We start from the raw sequence: 22,496 nt of genomic DNA, 5'->3' as shown, positions 1-22,496 counted from the left end.
CCGGCGCCAGGCTCCCGACTCCGCGTACAGACCCTGACCCGCCATGAAGATACTGATCGTCGAAGACGAGCTCAAAACGGCCGACTACCTGCACAAGGGCCTGACCGAGCAGGGCTGCGCCGTCGATCTCGCCCACAACGGCATCGACGGCCAACACCTGGCGCTGGAGCACGGCTACGACGTGATCGTGCTCGACGCCATGCTGCCGGGCATCGACGGCTTCCAGGTGCTGCGCGAGCTGCGTCGCGTGCGCCAGACGCCGGTCATCATGCTGACCGCGCGCGACACCGTTGAAGACCGCATCCGCGGCCTGCACGACGGCGCGGACGACTACCTGGTCAAGCCGTTTTCCTTCCTGGAACTGCTGGCCCGCCTGCAGGCGCTGACCCGCCGCGGGCGCGCCCAGGAGCCCATGCATCTGCGCATCGGCGACCTGCACATCGACCTCGCCAGCCGCAAGGCGCAGCGCGGCGGGGTACGCATCGACCTGACCGCCAAGGAGTTCGCGCTGCTGGCCGTACTGGCCCGGCGCAAGGGCGAGATCCTGTCGAAGACCGCCATTGCCGAACTGGTCTGGGACATGAACTTCGATAGCAACGTCAACGTGGTCGAAGTCGCCATCAAGCGCCTGCGCGCGAAGATCGATGGCCCCTTCCACACCCGGCTGCTGCATACCATCCGCGGCATGGGCTATGTATTGGAACAGCGCGACGAAGGGCCCGCGGAATGAAGCGGTCCATCACCACCCGGCTGGCCCTGATGTTCGCCTCGGTGGCCCTGCTGACCTTTTCGCTCATCGGGGTCGCGCTGTATGGCGTGCTGCGCAACGAACTGGCGCGCCAACAGGCCGATGTGCTGACCACCACGACGACGGAAATGCTGTTCTCGCTGGTGCGCATGGGCAACACCGAACGCTGGTCGCACGCCGAAACCAAGATGGACACCCTGACGCCCGCGGACGGCAGCCTGCGCTTCTGGATCATCAGTCCCGACCCGCGCTATGCCTATGGCAAGGACCTGCCCCTGCCCGCCGGCACGACGGCGCCGGCGGATGGCTTCGGAACCGTCACCATGCCGCAGCGCGAATATCCCATGCGTATCCTGACCCGCACGGTCCCGGCGCTGCTGGATCGCCCGGAGGTGAAGCTGGTCATCGGCATCGACACGGCGCCCTACTTCCATACCCTGCACACCTTCCTCACCGCGCTCGCCGGCCTGCTGCTGAGCGCGGTGCTGCTGATCATGCTGCTGGGGCATTGGGTCGCACGCGTCGGGCTGCGGCCGCTGCAACGCCTGTCCAGCGAGGCCCGCATGCTCAGCCCCCGCCACCTGGCGCAGCGGCTGGACACGACCACGCTGCCGATCGAACTGGCGGACCTGGCCAGCGCCTTCAATGGCGCCCTGAGCCGGCTGGAGACCGCCTACACGCGGCTGGAAGCCTTCAATGCCGACGTGGCGCATGAATTGCGCACGCCGCTGACCAACCTCATCGGCCAGACCCAGGTGGCGCTCTCGCGGCAGCGCTCGGCGCGGGACTTCGAGGAAGTGCTGCAATCCAATCTGGAAGAACTGGACCGGCTGCGCGCCATCGTCAACGACATGCTGTTCCTGGCCCGCGCCGACCAGGGCGAGGCCGCCACCGGACTGGTGCGCACTTCCGTGGCGGACGAGGTCGCCAAGACGATCGAGTTCTTCGAGTTCGTGCTGGACGACATGCGCCTGACGGTGGACATCGAGGGCGACACGCGTGCGCAGGCAGCCCTGGACACGGCGCGCTTCCGGCGCGCCATGACCAATCTCCTGCAGAACAGCATCCAGCACACGGCCCGCGGCGAACGCATCGTTGTGCGCATCACGCGGCAGGCCGCCGCGGTGGTCATCGCCGTCTCCAACCCGGGGCAGCCAGTCGACCCCGTCCACCTCCCCCGCCTGTTCGACCGCTTCTATCGCGTCGACGCGGCGCGCCATGATGCCGGCCAGACACACGGCCATGGCCTGGGGCTGGCCATCGTCAAGGCCGTGGCCACCATGCATGGCGGCGAAGTGTTCGCCGCCAGCAGCGACGGCGTCACGACGGTCGGCTTCAGCGTTCTGGCCTGAGCGCCCGCCGCGCGGCCTGCGCACGGGACTACCGGCAGCGGCGGCGCCGCGCGGACACCGCGCCGCGCAGGAAAACCGGACTGCCAGGGCGTACGACCTGGCGTCGGCCGGCCCCATCCGCCGCGCTCCGCCTTTGCACGCCGAGACCGAAAAGGTCCGAATTTCCGACTAGGGAAAGCCCCTAGCGGCCGACCCAAGCAGAATCGCGGGTTCCCGTTTTCTGGCTGCTGCACGCATCGTCCCTCCGCGCCGCGCCATGGCGCGCGCCGCCGGCTCGTGCAGCCCTCAGCAGAACATCCCTCACCCCCGACAAGTTCATGGACCGCACCCACACCGCCCAGGCCTACGCCGCGCTCGTCGCGCTTCTGCTTACCGCATCCGCCACCGCCCAAACGGCCCTGCCGGCGGAGCCGGCGCCGTCCGCGCAGCCGGCGACACAGCAGGACGGGGGCACGACGCTGCAGCAGGTCGTCGCCCAGACCCTGCTGGGCAATCCCGAGATCAAGGCCCGCTACAACGACTTCAAGGCCGCCCTGGAAGGCCAGAGCATCGCACGCGGCGCCTTCCTGCCCCAGTTGAACGGACGCGCCTACCTGGGCCGGGAATGGCGCAGCAACCTGCCCGGCCAGGGGTCGGCCAGTTGGAATCGGCCCGGCTACAACCTGGAACTGCGCCAGTTGCTGTTCGATGGCTTTCGCACCAGCAGCGACTACGAGCAGGCCGGCTTCGACAAGCTGTCCCGGTACTACGACCTGCTGGCCACCAGCGACAACATCGCCCTGCAGGCGGCACAGGCCTACCTCGACGTGCGGCGCTACCGCGCACTGGAGGCGCTGGCCCGCGAGAACTACGCGCTGCACGAGCAGACGCTCGAGCAACTGCGCACCCGCGCCGATTCCGGCGTCGGCCGCCGCGTCGATCACGTGCAGGCAAGCGGACGCCTGGCCCTCGCGCAGACCAATCTGATGACCGCGAGCGCCAATCTGAACGACGTCCTGCAACGCTTCCAGCGCATCACCGGCCTGAGCGCCCCGGCCGATCTGCCCGAGCCGCCGCAGGTACAGGACCGGCTGCCGTCCCGTCCGGGGAATTTCGATCCTTCGTTGCGCATCAACCCGGGCCTGCTTGCCAAGCAGGCCCTGCTGCAGGCCGCCGATGCGGGCACCCGTTCGGCACGGGGCGCGCTGGCGCCCAAGTTCGAACTGGTCGGGTCCACCGGCACGGACACCTCCCAGCCTGGACCGGAATACAGGAACGTGCGGGGCAGCAACGTGCAGTTGGTCATGTCCTACAACCTGTACCGCGGCGGCGCGGATTCCGCCCGCATCCGCCAGTCGGCCGCGCAATCCTATGCCGCGCGCGACGTGCGGGACTATACCTGCCGCAATATCCAGCAGGACCTTGCCATCGCCTTCAATAACGACGCGCACCTGCGCCGCGCCCTGCCTTTCCTGCGGGATCACGAGGTCGCCACGGCCAAGGTCCGGGAAGCCTACCGGCAGCAATTCCAGATCGGGCAGCGCAGCCTGCTGGACCTGCTGGACACCGAGAACGAGCTCTTCGAATCGCGCCGCGCATTGACCAACGCCACCTATGACCTGCAACTGGCGCAATACCGCTGGCTCGCGCTGTCGCACAAGCTGCTGCCCACCCTCGGCCTGGTGCCGGCGCAGCAGGACTCGCCGCAAGAGTCCCGCAAGCTGCAGATCGGCGATGACGTCATCAAACTGTGCAACTCCACCGTACCGGATGCCGCGCGGCTGGAACCCGTGCGCGTGCACTACAGCGAGGGCACCCTGCCGCCCACGCTGCTGCCCGCCACGGCGGCCCTGACGGACGGCCGCTCCCGCCCGGCCCGGCCCTGAACGCCACCGCCCCCCGTGACTGCCTGCCGCGATGACAACGGACGAATTGCTGGACCAGCCTGTACATCCGCGGCACGCCGACCCGGCGATTCCGCATGAAGACCCGCTGCTCGATTGCCTGGCGGAACTGGCCCGCATCCTCGGCGTGCCCAGGACACCGCAGGCCCTTGCCGCCGGCCTGCCGCTGGCCGACCAGCGCCTGACTCCCGCGCTGCTGCCGCGCGCGGCCGCGCGGGCGGGGCTGGCCGCACGCTGGGTCAAGCGCGCGCTGGCCGACATCCCGGCCGACATCCTGCCCGCCATCCTGCTGCTGCGCGGTGAACGGGCCTGCCTGTTGCTCGAGGTCCGCCAGGACAAATACCTGATCAGCGATCCCGAGCTGGGCGGCGGCATCGTCGAAGTCGATGCGTCGAGCCTGGCCCGCGAATACCGCGGCATCGCCTGCTATGCGCGGCCCGTGTTCAAGTTCGACGCCCGCTCGCCCGAGCCGGTCCGCACGCGGGGCCGCCACTGGTTCTGGTCCGCCATCATCCAGAACCGGCGGCTGTATCGCGACGCGCTGCTGGCGGCCCTGCTGATCAATATCTTCAGCCTGGCCATGCCGCTCTTCACGATGAATGTGTACGACCGTGTCGTCCCCAACAACGCCGTCGAGACCCTGTGGGTGCTGGTCGCCGGCATCGGCATCGTGGTGGTGTTCAACATGGTCCTCGGCGCGGCGCGCGGCCATGTCGTCGACAGCGCGAGCCAGCGTATCGACGTCGGCCTGTCGTCGGCGATCATGGAGCGCGTGCTGGACCTGCGCATGGAAGCCCGGCCCCCGGCGGTCGGGTCCTTCGCGGCAAATCTGCGCTCCTTCGAGGCGATCCGCGACTTCATCGCCTCGGCCAGCCTGACCACGCTGGTCGATCTGCCCTTCATCATCCTGTTCCTGGCGGTGCTGGCATGGATATCGCCATGGATGATCTTTCCGCCCCTGCTCGCCGCCATGATTGCCGTGCTCGTGTCGATCGCCGCACAGTTCCGGATGGGGGGACTCACCGCATCGTCCTACCAGGCGTGCTCGCAGCGCAACGCCATCCTGGTCGAAGCGCTCGCCGGTCTCGAAACCGTGAAAATCCTGAATGCCCAGGGCATCATGCAAGGCCACTGGGAGCGCGCCACCCAGTACATCGCGCACATCAACGGCCAACTGCGGCTGATCTCCAACACCACGGTGGGCCTGGTCGGCGGACTCCAGCAACTGGTCTCCATCGCGGTGATCGCGATCGGCGTCTACCTGGCGCGCGACGCCAGCCTGTCCATGGGCGGCATCATCGCCGCGTCGATGATCGCCGGCCGCTGCCTGGCGCCGCTGGGCCAGGTGGCCAGCCTGCTGATGCAATACCAGAACGCTCGCGCGTCGCTGGAGTCCATCGACAAATACATGCGGCTTCCCGTTGAGCGTCCCCCGGGCGGCGCATTCCTGCACCGGCCTGTCGTCCGGGGCGCCATCGAATTCCGCGACGTCAGCTTCACCTATCCCGGCGCGACGCAGCCGGCGTTGCGCAATGTGTCATTCACGATCGGGCCCGGTGAAAAAGTGGCCTTCATCGGCCGCATCGGTTCGGGCAAGAGCACGCTGCAAAAACTCATCCTGGGACTTTACCAACCCACGCAGGGAACCGTGCTGGTCGACGGCGTCGACATACGGCAGATCGACCCGGCGCAGCTGCGCGGCGCCATCGGCCATGTGCCGCAGGACCCTCTGCTGTTCTACGGCACGCTAAGGCAGAACATCGCCATGGGGGCGCCGCATGCCGACGACGCAAGCATCCTGGCCGCCGCCGAGGTCGCCGGGGTCAGCGAGTTCGCCAACGTCCACCCTGAAGGGTTCGACATGGTCATCGGCGAACGCGGCGAATCCCTGTCCGGTGGCCAGCGTCAGTCCGTCTCGATCGCGCGGGCCCTGGTCAACGACCCGCCGGTTCTGCTGCTGGACGAACTCACCAGCAACATCGACAGCCAGACCGAAGCCCTGTTGCGCGTGCGGCTGCACAAGGCCAGTGCCCGCAAGACCATGCTGATGGCCACCCACCGCACCGCGCTGCTCGACCTGGCCAGCCGCATGATCGTGCTGGACAGCGGCAAGCTCGTGGCGGACGGACCCAAGGACGCTGTCGTCGAGGCCATGCGTACCGGCCGCCTGCGCGCGGAGGCGACGCGATGACCCGACCCGCCGCCATGCCGGGCAGATTCACGGCCGGGCATCTGCTGCGCGCGCCGGCACGGTTCTTCGTGGCATCTTTGGCTTTCCTGTCGGACCTTCTGCTGGAAGGGCGCAAACGCGTGCACCCGCCCCCGGGCCTGGCGCCCGCGAGCGGTCCGGAATGGACCCTGCACCACGGCGGCGCGCGTGGCGCGAGACTGCTAGTCTGGTGTTCGCTGGCCGCCGCGGCCGCGCTGCTTGCCTGGGCCGCGCTGAGTCCCATCGACGAAGTCGTGCGCGGCGAAGGCAAGGTCGTGCCGTCGCGCCAGGTGCAGATCGTGCAGAGCCTGGACGGAGGCGTGGTCAAGGAAATCCTGGTGCAGCCGGGCCAGGCGGTGGAGCCGGGCCAGATCCTGCTGAAGATCGACCCGACCCGGTTCAATTCTTCCCTGGGCGAGAACAACGCCGAATACCTGTCGCTGCTGGCCAAGGCCGCGCGGCTGCGTGCCCTGGCCACGGGCCAGCCTTTCCAGGCCCCGGAGGAGGTGATCGCGCAATTGCCCGTCGCCGTCGAGGCCGAGCGCAATGCCTGGATCCAGCGCACCAATGAATTGAACGCCACGGTCAGCGTGGCCAGGGAGCAGGTCAAGCAGCGCCAGGAAGAACTGCGCGAGACGCAGGCCAGGCGCGACCAGGCCGCCACCACCTGCAGCCTGACCTCGCGCGAGCTGACCGTGACGCGGCCCTTGCTCAAGAGCGGCGCGGTGTCCGAGGTCGACCTGCTGCGCCTGCAGCGCGACGTGGCCAAGAGCTGCGGCGAGCAGAAGGCGGCCGAGGCGCAGATCGACCGCATCGAGGCCTCGATCAAGGAAGCGATGAGCAAGACCGAGGAAGCGGAACTCAATATCCGCAACCAGGCGCGCAGCGAGCTCTCGGACACGACCACCAAGCTGCGCACGCTGAGCGAAGGCAAACTGGCGCTGGCCGACAAGGTCAAGCTGGCGGAGATCCGCTCGCCGGTGCGCGGCACGGTCAAGACCCTGCTGGCCAACACGGTGGGCGGGGTGGTGCAGCCGGGCAAGGACATCGTGGAGATCGTGCCCACGGACGACTCGCTGTTGCTGGAAGTGCGCGTGCTGCCGCGCGACATCGGTTTCCTGCACGCGCAGCAGAAGGCGGAGGTCAAGTTCACCGCCTACGACTACGCGATCTACGGCGGGCTGGAAGGCGTCGTGGAGCAGATCGGCGCCGATACCATCACGGACGAACGCGGCAACTCCTTCTACATCGTGCGGGTGCGCACGGCGCGCTCTTCGGTCGGCGAAAAGCACTTGCCCATCATCCCCGGCATGGTGGCCGAGGTGCATATCCTTACCGGCAAGCGGACGGTCATGCAGTACCTGCTCAAGCCCATCCTGCGCGCCAAGGAAAACGCCTTCACGGAACGTTGAAGGCCGCGCACTACGAAGCGCCACGGAGCGCCACGAAGCGCCGCCTCGCGCGCGTCCCGGGCCTCCCTGATCCCTACACCGCCAGCCCGACATGGTGGCGCCGCATGCGCGCCATGCCTTTCACCGGCTTCGTCACGCCCGTGCATGCCTGCTCTGCTAGGACCAATCCCCGACACGCGCCGCAATCTAACCGGATTTGTCATCCGCGCACGAAAAATCAGATCAAGCGCTCTGTGAACGCGCGATACCTGCTTCTAGGATTACCCATTTTTCAATTTGGAGATTGGACATGGCTTTTGCCACTCCTGCGGTTGTGATGAACGTCACTGGCCAAGCCTGGATACGCAATCCCGACGGCTCCCTGTCGATGCTTCAAGCAGGCAGCCGTATTCCCCCGGGCGCCGAGATGTTCACTGCGCCGGGCGCCTCCGTCGCCGTGCGGATGGAAGGCGGCATGCCGGTGCTGATCGGCGGCGATCCCCAACCCGCCACCGACGCCCACCAGGCCGGCCGGAACGAGCAGGCGCCATCCACGGCCGTCGCGGCGCCGGTCGAAGACGAATGGCCCGATCGCACGCCGATCGCGCATGTGCAGCAGGCCCTAGCCGATGATGAACAGCGCGCGCGCGTGATCGCGAGCGGGGACAATGACGGCGGCAACAGCTTCGTGCGCGTCGGCCGCATCGTGGAAACCGCAGGCAATCCCCTGCTGCTCGGATCCCTTCGGGCGGTGCACCCGGACGTTCACGGGTCCCTCGAATCCAGATCCGCTGCGTCCATGCCGCCGCGCGCCGGCAAGGAGCTCGAGGCCACCGACGCAGGTGCCGAAAAGACCACGGTCGCGCATCATGCGGTGGTCGGGCAAGGCGCACTGGAGGTCCCGCCAAAGCGCGAGGCATCCATGGCGGAAAACCATATACCGCGCTTGACCGGCGGAACGGCCGAATTGACCGAGGACGTGGACGTCGACGCATCCACCGGGCTGCTGGTCTCCGGCGGTCGATTGGGCATCGTGGACGAGGACGCCGGCCAAAGCAGTTTCCGGCCGGACGCGCGCTTCGAGGGCGGCACGGGCAACGGCGACATGCCGCTGGGCATACTCGTGTTCAATGCCGATGGCTCGTACACCTACAGCGTCGACAACGCGCATCCCACGGTCCAGGCCTTGAATGCGGGCGAACGCATCGTCGAAACCTACATCGTCACCAGCCAGGACGGCAGCGCCACCAGCACCATCACCGTGGTCATCAAGGGCACGAACGATGTGCCTGTATTGCGCAGCGGCACCGCGGAGCTGACCGAAGACCTGGACGTGGACGCGGCCAGCGGCCTGCTCACCGCCAGGGGCCAGCTCATCATCGCCGACGCGGATGCGGGCCAAGGCCGCTTCCAGGTGGACGCGCGCTTCGACGGCAGCACCGCCAATGGCAACGCGCCCCTTGGAACCCTGGTGTTCAACGCCGACGGTTCGTACATCTACAGCGTCGATAACGCCACGCCCGAAATCCAGGCCCTGAAGGCCGGCGAACGCATCGTCGAGACCTACTCCGTCACCAGCGTGGACGGCACGGCCACGGGGACGATCACCATCGTCATCAACGGCACGAACGACGTGCCCCACCTGAGCAGCGGCACGGCCGAACTCACCGAAGACCAGGACGTGGACGAAGCCACCGGCCTGCTCACCGCCACGGGCCAGCTCACCATCGCCGACCAGGATGCCGGCCAGGACAGCTTCCGGCCGCACGCGCGGTTCGACGGCAGTACGGGCAACGGCAACGCGCCGCTGGGCGCACTGGTCTTCAACGCCGACGGGTCCTATACCTACGCCATCGATAACGCCAATCCCGCGATCCAGGCCTTGAATGCCGGCGAGCGCATCGTCGAGACCTACACCGTCGCCAGCGGGGACGGCACGGCAAGCAGCACGATCGGCATCGTCATCCACGGCACCAACGATCTGCCGCAATTGAGCAGCGGCACGGCCGAACTGACGGAAGACCTGGACATGGATGCAAGCACGGGCCTGCTCAGGGCCCAGGGCCAGCTGACCATCGTCGATGCGGATACGGGCCAAAGCCGCGTCCGCCCGCAAGCGCACTTCGACGGCAGCACCGGCAATGGCAATACTCCGCTGGGCACGCTGGTCCTGCGCAGCGATGGCTCGTACACCTACAGCGTCGACAATGCCCATCCAGCGATCCAGGCCTTGGATGCCGGCGAACGCATCGTCGAAAGCTACAGCGTCACGAGCCTGGACGGTACGACCACCAGCACGATCACCATCATCATCCACGGCGCCCGCGACACGCCCCGGTTGAGCAGCGGCACGTCGGAGCTGACCGAAGACTTGGGCGTGGACGAGGCCACCGGCCTGCTGACAACCACCGGCCGCCTCTCCATTACCGACCAGGATGCCGGGCAAAGCAGCTTCCAGCCGGAGGCGCGCTTCGAGGGCAGCACGGGCAACGGCAACCTGGCCTTGGGCGCGCTGGTTTTCAATACCGACGGTTCCTACACCTACAGCGTGAGTAACGCGCATCCCGCCGTCCAGGCACTGAAGGCGGGCGAGCGCATCGTCGAAACCTACACCGTTACCAGCCTGGACGGCACCGCCACCAGCACCATTACCATCGTCATCCACGGCGCCAACGACGTGCCGCAATTGAGCAGCGGCACGTCTGAAATCACCGAAGACCTGAACGTAGACGAATCTACCGGCCTGATCACCGTCAAGGGCCAGCTCACCATCGCCGATGCGGATGCCGGTCAGGGCAGCTTCCAGCCCCACGCACGGTTCGACGGCAGCACCGGCAACAGCAACGCGCCCCTGGGCGTGCTGGCGTTCAATGCCGACGGCGCCTACACCTACACCATCGATAACGCCAAACCCGAAATCCAGTCCCTGAAGGCCGGCGAGCGCGTCGTCGAAACCTACACCGTCACCAGCCTGGACGGCACAGCCACCAGCACGATCACCATCGTCATCCACGGCACCAACGACGTGCCGCAATTGAGCACCGGCACGTCGGAAATCACCGAAGACCTGGACGTGGAAGAGACCACGGGCCTGCTCACCGCCAAGGGCCAGCTCACCATCGCCGACCAGGACGCCGGGCAGGACAGCTTCCAGCCTCAAGCACGCTTCGACGGCAGCACCGGCAACGGCAACGCGCCGCTGGGCACGCTGGTGTTCAACCCCGACGGCTCCTATACCTACACCGTCGATAACGCCAGGCCCGAGATCCAGGCATTGAAGGCCGGCGAGCGCATCCTCGAAACCTACACCGTCACCAGCCTGGACGGCACCGCTGCCAGCACCATCACCATCGCCATCAATGGCGCGAACGACCCTGCCGACATTACGGTCCGTTATATGCGCCATCCCTTCGGCCGTGGCGGCGCGAACGACCACGGCGTGGTGGTGGAAGACGAAACCATCAGGACCAGCGGCACGCTGCAGGTCAGGGACGTCGACGCGGGCGAAGACAGGTTCGCCGCCCAGGACAAGGTAGCCGGCCTGTACGGCGCATTCTCCATCGCCGAGAACGGCAGTTGGTATTACCTGTTGAACAACGACGATCCGGCCGTGCAGGCGCTGGGCGCCGGGCAAACGATGATCGAGCGGTTCACCGTGTCATCGCTGGACGGTACCGCCCTGCACACCGTAACGGTGACGATCAAGGGCAGCAACGACATCCCTGGAATCGGCAGCGGCGCCAGCGCCGTCACCGAAGACCATGATGTCGCCGACGGTCGGTTGACGACCCACGGCCAGCTCACCATCGCCGACCGGGACGAAGGCGAAAGCCGGTTCCAGCCGCACGCGCGCTTCGACGGCAGCACCGGCAATGGCAATGCGCCGCTGGGCACGCTGGTGTTCAACCCCGACGGTTCCTACACCTACACGGTGGACAATACCAACGCGGCGGTGCAGGCGCTGAAGGCCGGCGAAAGCATCATCGAAACCTATACGGTCACCAGCCTGGACGGCACGAAGACCGGCACCATCACCATTACCCTCCACGGCACGGACGACGGCGCGGCCATCGCCCCGCACGATCCCGGCGATCCGCGGATACCGGGCAGCGCCAGCGACCACGGCATGGTCACCGAGGACGTGCAGGACACGACCGGCGGCAAGCTCGACATCCACGATGCCGATGCGGGCCAGAACGGATTCGTGGCGCAGACCCTGCACGCGGGCAACCATGGCAGCTTCTCCATCGACGAAAGCGGCAACTGGACGTACACGCTGGCCAATAGCGACCCGGCGGTGCAAGCCCTGGGGGCGGGCCGGACCCTGACGGAGAAGTTCACGGTTTCGTCGACCGACGGCAGCGCGCAGCATGCGGTGACGGTGACTATCGTTGGCACCAACGACGTGCCTGTGCTGAGCAGCGGCACCGTAGACCTGACCGAGGACTTCGGCGTGGACGAGGCCACAGGCATGCTCAGCGCCAGGGGCCGGCTCACCATCGCCGACCACGATGCGGGCCAAAGCGCTTTCCAGCCCGAGGCGCGCTTCAACGGCAGCACGGGCAATGGCAATCTGCCGCTGGGCACACTGGTGTTCAGCGCGGACGGCTCCTATACCTACAACGTCGAGAACGGTCATCCCAGCCTGCAGGGCCTGAAGGCCGGCGAACGCATCATCGAAACCTACACCATCACCAGCCAGGACGGCACCGCCACCAGCACCATCACCATCGCCATCAACGGCACGGAGGATGGCGCCACCATCACGCCGCACAGCCCGGACAGCGACACGGGCCAGGTGGTGGAGGACGTCGCCTACACGACCGGCGGCAGGCTGGACGTGCAGGATCCGGACCCCGGCCAGTCCCAGCTCGTGGCGCAGCCGAACACCCCCGGCCAGCACGGCACGTTCACCATCGACGCCAACGGAAACTGGACCTACGACCTGAACAACAGCGATCCGCTCGTGCAGCAGCTGAGCAAGGGCGAGACGCTGGTCGAGAAGTTCACCGTATCGTCGGTCGACGGCAGCGCGCGGCATGAAGTGACGGTCACCATCGTCGGTACCAACGACATCCCGACGATCAGCGGCGTCAGCACCGGCGCCACCGCCGAGGATGGCGCCTCCAAGGTGACGGGGCAGCTCAGCGTGGCGGACGTCGACATCCGCGACGGCCACACCTGGACGGTGGATGGCAATCCGAAAGGCACCTACGGTTACCTGGCGGTGGACGCCACCGGCAAGTGGACCTATGCGGTCGACACCCCGGCCACGCAGGCCCTGGCGGCCGGCCAGGAGGTTCAGGATGTCTTCACGATCAAGACCGACGACGGCCATGGCGGCACGGCGACGCAGACCATCACGGTGAACATCACCGGCACCAATGACATCCCGGTCATCAAGCCGCATGCCAGCGGCGGCGATCGCGGCCTGGTCATCGAGGACGCCCGGCCCAGCGCGCAAGGCAAGCTGGACATCACCGATGCCGACCAGGGTCAAGCCTTCTTCAAACCGCAGACCGTGCAGGACGGCTACGGCACCTTCACCGTGGACGCCAACGGCAACTGGACCTACACGCTGGACAACGACCATCCGGCGGTGCAGGCCCTGTCCGGCAACGACACGCTGGGCCCGCGCACCTTCACGGTGACCTCGCAGGATGGCACGACGACGCACACCGTGACGGTGAACATCGCTGGCACCAACGATGCGCCGAGCTCCGCGGACAACGCGGCCACCGTGCGCCTGGGCCAATCCCATACCTTCGGGATCAACGAGTTCGCCTTCAGCGACAGCCATGGCGAGCACGACAGCCTGCAAAGCGTCGTCGTCACCCGCACGCCGGACAGCGGCGGCCTGGCGCTGAACGGCCAGGCCGTGACGCAGGGCCAGGTCATCCGGGCGGCCGACATCGCGGCCGGCAAGCTGGCCTACACACCGGCCACCGACGGCAAGGACACGTCCTTCGGTTTCGCGGTGCGCGACACCGGCGGCACGGATCAAGGGGGGCGCGATACCTCTGCCGGGTACAGCTTCGGCATGGCCACCCATAACCTGGTGGTCGGCGGCAACGAAGGCAGCGGCGGCGGCGGCCAGGGCGGTACGGTGCCCCTGAGCGGCGGCTCGGGCGACGACGTCATCGTCGGCGACAAGGGAGGTGCGCAAACCACCGTCATTCCGGGCAAGAGCTACAACATCGCCTTGATCGTCGACCTGTCCGACAGCATGGCCGCCGGCCTGGACAGCAGCCAGAAACCGGCGCCAGGGCAGGAGAAAATCTCGCTGCTCAAGGCGGCCCTGGTCAACCTGGTCAATAACCTGGAGAAGTATGCGGATGGCGCCGTGAACCTGACACTGATCGGCTTTGGCCAGACCGCGCATACCATCAAATCCATCTCGGGCCTGAGCGCGTCCAACGTCAAGGAACTTATCGCCGAGATCGGCAAGATATCCGCCGACCACGGCGAAACGAACTACGAATCGGCCCTGGCCATGGCGGTCGCCTGGTTCAAGGAACAACGCGCCATCGATCCGGCGGGGAACCAGTACGAGAACGTGACCTACTTCCTCAGTGACGGCATGCCGAGCAGGACGAACGGCCTGCGCCCGGACATCGCGGACGACGAACGGGTCCTGGCCGACACGCTCAAGGCGTGCGAACCCCTGAAGGAAATCAGCGCCGTGCGGACCATAGGCGTGGGGGTTCCGCCCAGCAGCGAACCCTTCTTCCGACTCATGGGCAATACCCCGGAACGTGGCCCCGAATCCGCCCGGGCCTACCGCCAGACGCAGATATGGGATCCTTTCGAACTCGCCGATCCAGATCCGCGGCACGGCGAACGGCCGGAGCCCGCCGTCGCCCATACACCGTCGGTGCACCTGGATAGCGGGTCGGCGCTTATCTTCATGGTGAAATTCCAGCCGCGCGGCGAGGACGGCTATACATGGGTGCTTCAGCGCGCGACGGCGAACGGCTGGGAGGAAGTCCATCCCGAGCATGGCATATACCGGGGCAGCAATGTCAATGCCGTCCGCACCCCTTCCGTCACGGAGGCCGGCGAGTACCGGCTGATGTTCGAGCTGCACGACCGTACGCCCGACGGACACGCCGCGACGATTGCCGTTTCCGGGCTATCGCGGGTCGACGTTACGACGATCACCGGACCGGCGGGGGAAACCCTGAACGTGCATAAAGCCGCCGACCTGGAAGCAGCGCTGAACCGCGGCCTGATAAAAACCGAGCGGCTGGCGCCCGGCGACGACACCATCGTGGGTGGTGACGGGGCGGATCTTATCTTCGGCGACACACCCAACACCGACGCCTTGTCCTGGGCGGGACATCAGTCCGGCACGCACGACGGCCAGGGCATGGACGCACTTGCCGGCTACCTGGCCGCGGCTACCGGGCATAGCCCCACCGCCGAGGAGCTGTACGACTACATCAAGCAGCATACGGACACGCTGAACGTCCGTGACGACACGCATGGCGGCAACGACAGCATCCGTGGCGGCAACGGTGACGACTCCATCTATGGACAGGGCGGCAATGACCACCTGCACGGCGAAGCGGGCCGGAATTTCCTGCATGGCGGCGCCGGGAACGACACACTCATCGCCGGCGATGAGGGCGATGTGCTGATCGGCGGCAGGGATCACGATCTGCTGCTCGGCGGCAAGGGCGGCGACAGCTTCCGTTGGGAACAAGGAGACCAGGGCACTCGCGAAGCACCGGCGCTGGACACGATCCGCAATTTCTCCACCGATGCGGTCTCGCGCGGTGGCGACGTGCTGGATCTGCGCGACCTGCTGGACGATCCGGCCGAGGGTGACCTGACGCGCTATCTGCACTTCACCAAAGAAGGCAACGGCACGGCCATCCAGGTCAATACGGCGGGCACCGGGCCCAACAACGGCTTCGACCAGAAGATCACTCTGGAAAACGTGGACCTGACGAACAACGGCATGTTGCACGATGCCGCCATCATCAAGGACCTGATGCTCAAGGGCAACCTGCTGTGCGAAGGCCAGGTTTGAAGAGCCCCGGCGCGCCGCTGCGAAGCACCGCGCGCCGGGGCGGGCGCGCGGCCGCGCGTGCCGTCTTCCCGCGCGTCAACGCCAGCGCAATACCAGGGGATCCAGCCGGCGAGCGGTTGCCATCAATCCCTCGCGGGTCTGCGGATGCAAGGAAGGCCAGGGGTGCCGGGGCGCATCGCAGGCGATGATGCCGCCCTCCTTCATCAGCGCCTTGGCGGCCAGGAAGCCGGCCTGCCGGTTCTCGTAATTGATGAGCGGCAGCCACCGCTGATACAGCCGGAAAGCCTCTTCGTGGTCGCCCCGGCGATGCGCCTCGATGATCGGCCGGATACCGTCGGGATAGGCGCCTCCGGTCATCGAGCCTGTCGCGCCCGCGTCCAGGTCCGGCAGCAGCGTAATGGCCTCCTCGCCGTCCCACGGACCTTCCACCGCCTGCCCGCCCAGGCGGATCAGCTCACGCAGCTTGGCGGCCGCGCCGGCGGTCTCGATCTTGAAGTACGAAACCTGCTCGATCTCGCGCGCCATGCGCGCCAGCAGGGACGCGGCCAGCACCGTACCGCTGGCGGGAGCGTCCTGGATCATGATGGGAATGCGCAGCGCATCGGATAGGCGCTGATAGAACTCGAAGATCTGCGTCTCCGGCACGCGGAACGTGGCGCCATGGTAAGGCGGCATCACCATCACCATCGCGGCGCCCATCTCCTGGGCCTGGCGGCTGCGCGCGATACAGGCGGTCGTGCTGAAGTGCGTCGTCGTGACGATGACCGGCACCCGTCCGCCCACGTGCTCCAGGACCGTGCGCGTCAGCACTTCGCGTTCGTCGTCCGTCAACAGGAACTGCTCGGAAAAATTGGCCAGGATGCACAGGCCGTCCGAACCGGCGTCGATCATGAAATCGACACAACGTTTCTGGCTTTCCAGATCCAGTTCGCCGGACTCGGTGAAAGGGGTGGGCACGACGGGGAAAATACCGCGGTACCGTGGCGCATCTGAGGTAGGCATGGTGCTCCGACATGGACAAATGAAGTCAGGAATGGCGCGTCCGCGCCGCGTAGCCAGCTTGCCCAGCGGTTAGAGGGCCGCGTCCGCCACGAAACTAACCACAATGGAGGACACCGGCATGGCCGCCAAAAAGTATAGTCCCCGGGTAGGCCCGGCTCGCCGGCGGCGCCGGCACGGGCTGGCGCATACCGCGCCGGCTTTCCAGAAGGAGGTGCAATGAAGAAATCCACGCAAGGTCTGACACTGGCGCTTGCCGCCATGGCCGCAAGCACGGCCGCCCTCAGCACGACGGCCCTGGCCGACGTCGCCGTGCCCATGTTCCTCGCCACCGAGCAAGGCCCCGGAGCGCGCATCGGTACGGTGTCCCTGTCGGACAATAAATACGGGCTCGTGCTTACGCCCGACCTGAAGGGCCTGCCGCCGGGCCTGCATGGTTTCCACATTCACGAGCACGGCGACTGCGGCCCCAAGGAGCAGAACGGCAAGGCCGTAGCCGCCGGCGCGGCGGGCGGGCACTACGATCCGGACGGCAGCAAAAAACACGGCACGCCCTGGGGCGACGGACACCGCGGCGACCTGCCCGCGCTGTACGTGGACGCGCAAGGCAACGCGGCCAACCCCGTCCTCGCGCCGCGGCTCAAGCTGGACGACGTGCACGGCCGTGCATTGATGGTCCATGCCGGCGGGGATAACCACAGCGACCACCCTGCCGCCCTGGGCGGCGGAGGCGGACGGGTAGCCTGCGGCGTGGTGCCCTGACGGCTTTGCGGGGCGCGCGTCGTTGGCGCGTCAAGGGACAGGCCCGGCGCGGATCCGGCCAGGATGGGAACGTCGCTTGCGCGACGCCCGCGCCGGGCTCCGACCCGTTCGCCAACGACGATCAGCGAGAAACGCCATGGACAATACCGAGATGCACGCCGACATGCCGGGCGGCGCCGCCCACCCGCATGACGCCCGCCAGCCGCTGTACCAGCGGCTGCTGCCCCGCGCCACCAGCATGATCCGGCTCGACCACACCCATGTCCTGACCACCTTCCACCGTTATCGCGCGGACCTTCCGTCGTCGCGCAAGGCGGGGCTGGTGGGCATGATCTGTACGGCGCTGGAGATCCACGCCACCCTGGAAGAGGAAATCTTCTACCCCGCCATGCGAGCCGTCGCGGACAACGATGTGATCCGCAAGAGCGTGCCCGAACATATGGAGATGCGGCGGCTGATCGGTGAACTGCGCGGCATGCGCCCCCAGGACCCGCGCTACGACGAAACCCTGATGGCGCTGATGCGCGATGTCATCCACCACGTTGCCGACGAGGAAACCGTCATGCTGCCGGAGGCGGAACGCCTTTTCTCCGAAGAGCGGCTGCAGGCGCTAGGCCGCGAAATGACCCGGCGGCGCTTCCAGCTGGCCGGCCCGCGCGCGCCGCAAATCGCCCGTGACATGGCGCGCGGCATGCCCTTCGCCACCTTCGCGCTGGGCGCTATCGCCGTCCTGGCAATGGGCTGTGCGCTGCGGCCGCGCTAGCCGCCACGGCAGAGCACGGCGCCGCGCATCGCGAGCGCTATTGGCGGCGCGGCACCCTTGTTGCGTTTCGGCCACTCAGTTTCCCGTCGCCGTGCCCATGCATTGTCTTCTAGTAACATCACATTTCCGATGTTTACAGGACCGGCGGCGGTGGACGCTTGCCGGGGGAAGGCATGCGTATCAATCAGCCGGTCACGCAGACCGAGTATGTGTTTTCCGACGCGGAGATGCTGGTGTCCGCGACGGACCTGTCCGGCAATATCGCCTATTGCAATCCTGCCTTTATCGAAGTGTCGGGCTTCAGCAAGGATGAACTGGTCGGGCAGCCGCACAACACCATCCGCCATCCCGACATGCCGCGCGAAGCCTTCGCCGATATGTGGCAGACCATCCGCGCCGGCCGCACCTGGACGGCGATGGTCAAGAACCGCCGCAAGAACGGCGACCACTACTGGGTGCGTGCCAATGTCACGCCGGTGATCGAACACGGCACGACAGTGGGCTACCTGAGCGTGCGGGTGCGGCCCAGCCGCGAAGAGGTGGAGGAAGCCGGCGAACTGTATGCCCGGATGCGCGAGGGCAATCTGCGGGGATGGCGCCTGCAGGAAGGCATGCTGGTACGCACCGGCATCGGCGGCGTGTTCCAGAAACTTGCTCGCATGCCGCTGGCGGCGCGTATCGGCACCGGCTACGCGGTCACGCTGGGCGCGCTGGCGCTGGCCGGCTGTGCCGCCTACGGAGGGATTGCGCCCCCGCCCTTCTGGATCGCGGGTGGCGTGGCAGCCGGCGTCAGCGCCCTGGGATGGGCGCTGCTGGCGCGCCAGGTGGGCGCACCCGTACGCACGATGTCCGAATTCGCCGGACGCATGGCGGCCGGGGACCTGACCGCCGAGCCGCCGGAGGGCGGCAATGACGACATGGGCGAAGCCGTCCGTGCCCTGCGCCAACTGCAGGCCAACCTCACCGCCATCGTGCTGGATGTGCGCGGGCAGATCCGCGGCGTCATCGACGCATCGCGCGAAATGTCCAGCGGCAACCTGGACCTGTCGCAGCGCACCGAAGAGCAGGCGAGCTCGCTGCAACAGACGGCGGCCACCATGGACGAACTGACGCGATCCGTGCAAGGCAACGCCGACGCCACGGTGCGCGCGCTGGACCTGGTGAAGCAGGCGCAGGCCGCCGCGGCCGACGGAGGCCGCATCGCCAACCAGGTGGAAGACACCATGCTCGGTATTACCGGCGCATCGCAGCGCATCGCGGACATTACCGGCGTCATCGACGGCATTGCCTTCCAGACCAACATCCTGGCGCTGAATGCGGCGGTGGAAGCGGCTCGCGCCGGCGAGGTCGGCCGCTCCTTCGCGGTGGTCGCCAGCGAGGTCCGCAACCTGGCGCAGCGCTGCGCGGCCTCGGCCCGCGAGATCAAGGAGGTGGTGCAGACCAGCGTGGCGCAGATCGCCGCGGGAACGGAACTGGTGGAGCGCACCACCCGGCAAATGGCCACCATCGACGCAGCGGTACATCGCGTGGCCGAAGTCATACACGAGGTCGCCGACGCCAGCGGCAACCAGGCCAATGGCATCCTGCAGGTCAATCAGGCGGTGAGCCAACTGGACGGGGCGACCCAGCAGAACGCCGCGCTGGTCGAGCAGGCCGCCGCCACCGCGGCGCGGTTGTCGGAACGCGCAGCCGTGCTGGACGAAGCGGTGCGCCTTTTTACGCTGGCACCCGCCGACGCCGCGGCGCAGGCGCGACCCGCGCAGACCCGGGCGGCGCTGGCGCATGCCTGATCCAATCAGCCTGTCCTGCGCGGGCCTGGCGGGTCCTGTCCCGGCTTCAGGGGGTCTGGCGGGTCCTGTCCGGGCCTCAGGGCTCCTGCCCGGGCCTGCCCGGTCCTGACGACTGAAGCAGTGGCGCCCGACAACCGTCGAAACCCCTTCCGTTCGATCCTGGCGCCCCTCGTCTCCTGATGCGACGACACCGGCGCGGGCGTGCCGCGATGCAGGCGGCCCTGCCCTGTCAGGTTTCGGTCGGGGAGGCGGAGCGGATGGCAGAGGGACTGGCACCCGGACCCGGGACAATCCAGGCCGCGCAGCCGGCAGGCCCGCCGCCGGTGGCGACATAAAGCGCGCCGTGGCGATAAAAGCGCCAGGTGTCGATTTCGCCGTCCCCGGACAAGACCCAGACGGCGCCCGCCCGATCGGTCCAGACGACGCGCGCACCCGTGCCGTCCAGCGCCCGCAGCACATCGGCGCCACTGGCGCCGGGACGCACCACCACCGTGACCGTGTTGCCGGCCTGGCGTACGGGCAGCAGGCTCAATGCCCCCGCGAGCAGGCAGGCGCCGGCCAGGCCCAGCGCCATGCCGGTGTGGCCGTGCCCGCGCCCACCGCGGCGGCGCCGCAGACGCCATCCCGCCAGCAGCGGGATCACGCCGAACAAAAAGAGCCAGGCCAGATCCCAGGCCAGCGGGTTCGACACATCCATGCGGATGCGATGAATCCGCGTGACCCAGTGCGACAGCACCGCATCCAGCACATGCCACACGCCGAAGCCGATCCAGAAGTTCGCCATCAGGCGCCGCCCGCCGCGCGGCAGCGACAGGTCGGCGCGCGCACGGTAAAGCATGTAAAGGCCCGCTGCCGCGACCAGGTACATGGCGGCGTGGAACAGGCCGTCGGCCATGATCTGCACGCGCAGATCCCCGAAGCGCGCCGACTGCACGCCGGACAGCAGGTGATGCCATTGCAGGATCTGGTGCAGCAGAATGCCGTCGAAGAAGCCGCTCATGGCGAATCCCAAGGCATAGCCTGCCCAGGTGTAGGAAGCGGAATATCGGGTTTCCGCGCGGAAGGTCGACTGCGTCGCGTTCATACGGTCCTCGTCCCGGTATGGAGACATTCCCGCGGTACGCCAAGGGCCTCTTGCGCCGCCCTGCGCGCCCGCGCGTCAAAGCGGGCCGGCAGCACGTTCCGGGCCCGCGGATTGGCGGCTACCGGACGGGCGCGCGCCGGCATGCGGTTTGCAAAACCGCTCCGGTCCGCCGCCGGGCAACCGGGACAGGCGCCTATTGCCGTGTCGCCCCGGAATGCCTACATTTTTCGGCGTACGCCACGCGGCATCCGCGCCGCCGCAAAACGCCACCGCCGTTCCGCCGACGATGCCGATGCCGACGCGGACGGTTGCACCAAGCATTTCAGGAGGCCCCATGGAGCTGCTCGAAACCATCCAGTCCCACCATGGCGCGATGCGCCTGCCTTTGTACGCCGTCACGGTCACCGCGCCTGCCCGCGCGCACACGCCGGTGCTGCTGATGCTGCACTGGCACGGCTTTCGCCGCGAAACCGCGGTGCGGGTGCCGGGGGTCGATCTGCCCCCGCATGCCGTCCCGGGCTCGGCCGTGCAGATCGACGAGGACTGGGATACGGTCGCGACCCTGGACCAGGCCATGCTGGACGCGGCCTGGCAGCTCGGCGCCTGGGATGTGGAACGCGAGACCCGGCCGCCATGGTGGCGCCTGGGCGCGCCCGCCAGCGAAGCGCTGGCCTGCCGCCGCGCCTTCGGAGACTACCCGGACGCGCAAAACGAGGAAACGGTGGTCGCGCACGCGCCCGACCGCGAAGACATGCTGCGCATGGCGGCCAACCGCGGCTATATCCGCTGGATGTTCCGCCCGCGCAAGGGCGGCGTCTGGGCGGAACTGGACGATGAGGACAGTACCGTTGACCCGGCGGGCGGACGCAGCCTGCCCTGCCCCGTGCCACCGCAGCCCTGCGTGGCCGGGCGCACCGGCCGGACGGTGTATCGGCTGGGTCGGGTGGATCACCTCATCCTTCCTGAATCAAACTGATACAAACTCGCGCTCACAACCGGTCTTGAAGATTCTTTTCCCGATCCATACATCATGACCGCAGCCGGACGGGCTGCGTGATGGCGTGACGATCCGCCGCGACGGCTGCGCGGCGGGCGCCGCCGGATTCCCTCTTGGGTGAGCTGTCATTTGTCATCGATCAGGAGATCAATCATGAAGATTCGTCCCCTTCACGACCGGGTCATCGTCAAGCGCGTCGAAGAAGAGCGCAAGACGCCCTCCGGCATCGTGATCCCGGACTCCGCCGCTGAAAAACCCGAACAAGGCGAAGTCATCGCCGTCGGCAACGGCAAGGTGCTGCAGGACGGCACGGTGCGCCCCCTGCAACTGAAAGTGGGCGACCGCATCCTGTTCGGCAAATACGCCGGACAGACCGTCAAGGTGGATGGCGAAGAACTGCTGGTCATGCGCGAAGAAGACGTGTTCGCCGTCTTCGATGCCGGCACCGGCGAACTGAAGAAAGCCGCCTGATCCCGCCACTCG

13 protein-coding genes are annotated in these 22,496 nt (G+C 67.4%); 11 read left to right on the top strand and 2 right to left on the bottom strand.

The window, feature by feature from the left end; all coding sequences use genetic code 11:
• The first annotated feature begins 43 nt into the window (after positions 1 to 43).
• The 6 genes from BAU07_RS05135 (at position 44) to BAU07_RS05110 (ending at position 15,618) form a co-directional block, all read left to right on the top strand.
• Positions 44 to 730, top strand: a complete 687-nt coding sequence (locus BAU07_RS05135) for a heavy metal response regulator transcription factor (RefSeq protein ID WP_066654691.1) — start codon at positions 44 to 46, stop codon at positions 728 to 730.
• Entirely contained in the window at positions 727 to 2,100 is a 1,374-nt protein-coding gene (locus BAU07_RS05130) for a heavy metal sensor histidine kinase (protein ID WP_066654689.1), read from the top strand. The genes BAU07_RS05135 and BAU07_RS05130 overlap by 4 nt, the downstream gene beginning before the upstream one ends.
• A 317-nt stretch (positions 2,101 to 2,417) precedes the next feature.
• Positions 2,418 to 3,965, top strand: a complete 1,548-nt coding sequence (locus BAU07_RS05125; protein ID WP_084025366.1) for a TolC family outer membrane protein — start codon at positions 2,418 to 2,420, stop codon at positions 3,963 to 3,965.
• A 31-nt stretch (positions 3,966 to 3,996) separates the two neighbouring features.
• Positions 3,997 to 6,174, top strand: coding sequence for a type I secretion system permease/ATPase (locus tag BAU07_RS05120; RefSeq protein ID WP_084025364.1), 2,178 nt, complete (start codon positions 3,997 to 3,999; stop codon positions 6,172 to 6,174).
• Positions 6,171 to 7,604, top strand: coding sequence for an HlyD family type I secretion periplasmic adaptor subunit (locus BAU07_RS05115; RefSeq protein WP_066654688.1), 1,434 nt, complete (start codon positions 6,171 to 6,173; stop codon positions 7,602 to 7,604). The genes BAU07_RS05120 and BAU07_RS05115 overlap by 4 nt, the downstream gene beginning before the upstream one ends.
• 289 nt (positions 7,605 to 7,893) lie before the next feature.
• Complete coding sequence (locus tag BAU07_RS05110; protein WP_084025362.1) at positions 7,894 to 15,618, top strand: retention module-containing protein; 7,725 nt, start codon at positions 7,894 to 7,896, stop codon at positions 15,616 to 15,618.
• A gap of 75 nt (positions 15,619 to 15,693) precedes the next feature.
• Here BAU07_RS05110 and BAU07_RS05105 read toward each other — a convergent pair whose 3' ends face one another.
• Entirely contained in the window at positions 15,694 to 16,620 is a 927-nt protein-coding gene (locus tag BAU07_RS05105; RefSeq protein WP_066654683.1) for a dihydrodipicolinate synthase family protein, read from the bottom strand.
• 216 nt (positions 16,621 to 16,836) lie between these two features.
• On the opposite strand from BAU07_RS05105, the gene sodC reads away from it, so the two are divergent.
• From sodC to BAU07_RS05090, 3 genes are all read left to right on the top strand, one after another.
• Positions 16,837 to 17,379 (top strand): superoxide dismutase family protein, encoded by a 543-nt coding sequence (sodC, locus tag BAU07_RS05100; RefSeq protein WP_066654681.1) that lies wholly within the window; start codon positions 16,837 to 16,839, stop codon positions 17,377 to 17,379.
• A 163-nt stretch (positions 17,380 to 17,542) separates the two neighbouring features.
• On the top strand, positions 17,543 to 18,142 hold the full coding sequence (locus BAU07_RS05095; protein WP_066664866.1) for a hemerythrin domain-containing protein: 600 nt from the start codon (positions 17,543 to 17,545) through the stop codon (positions 18,140 to 18,142).
• A 173-nt stretch (positions 18,143 to 18,315) separates the two neighbouring features.
• Positions 18,316 to 19,932 (top strand): methyl-accepting chemotaxis protein, encoded by a 1,617-nt coding sequence (locus BAU07_RS05090; RefSeq protein ID WP_066654679.1) that lies wholly within the window; start codon positions 18,316 to 18,318, stop codon positions 19,930 to 19,932.
• A 229-nt stretch (positions 19,933 to 20,161) separates the two neighbouring features.
• Here BAU07_RS05090 and BAU07_RS05085 read toward each other — a convergent pair whose 3' ends face one another.
• Positions 20,162 to 21,016 carry a DUF2243 domain-containing protein gene (locus BAU07_RS05085; RefSeq protein ID WP_066654677.1) on the bottom strand — a complete coding sequence of 285 codons (855 nt, stop codon included), beginning with the start codon at positions 21,014 to 21,016 and terminating at the stop codon, positions 20,162 to 20,164.
• Between the two features lie 334 nt (positions 21,017 to 21,350).
• Here BAU07_RS05085 and BAU07_RS05080 point away from each other — a divergent pair, with 334 nt between their 5' ends.
• Positions 21,351 to 21,992: a diguanylate cyclase gene (locus BAU07_RS05080; RefSeq protein WP_066654674.1), complete on the top strand. Its 642-nt coding sequence runs from the start codon at positions 21,351 to 21,353 to the stop codon at positions 21,990 to 21,992.
• 174 nt (positions 21,993 to 22,166) lie between these two features.
• On the top strand, positions 22,167 to 22,484 hold the full coding sequence (gene groES / locus BAU07_RS05075) for a co-chaperone GroES (RefSeq protein ID WP_066654672.1): 318 nt from the start codon (positions 22,167 to 22,169) through the stop codon (positions 22,482 to 22,484).
• Positions 22,485 to 22,496 lie beyond the last annotated feature (12 nt).

It is taken from the genome of Bordetella flabilis (assembly GCF_001676725.1).
In the GTDB taxonomy this organism is placed as follows: Bacteria; Pseudomonadota; Gammaproteobacteria; order Burkholderiales; family Burkholderiaceae_B; genus Bordetella_C; species Bordetella_C flabilis.
The sequence above is the reverse complement of the archived record's forward strand: the minus strand, read 5'-3'. Positions and strand labels throughout refer to the sequence as shown.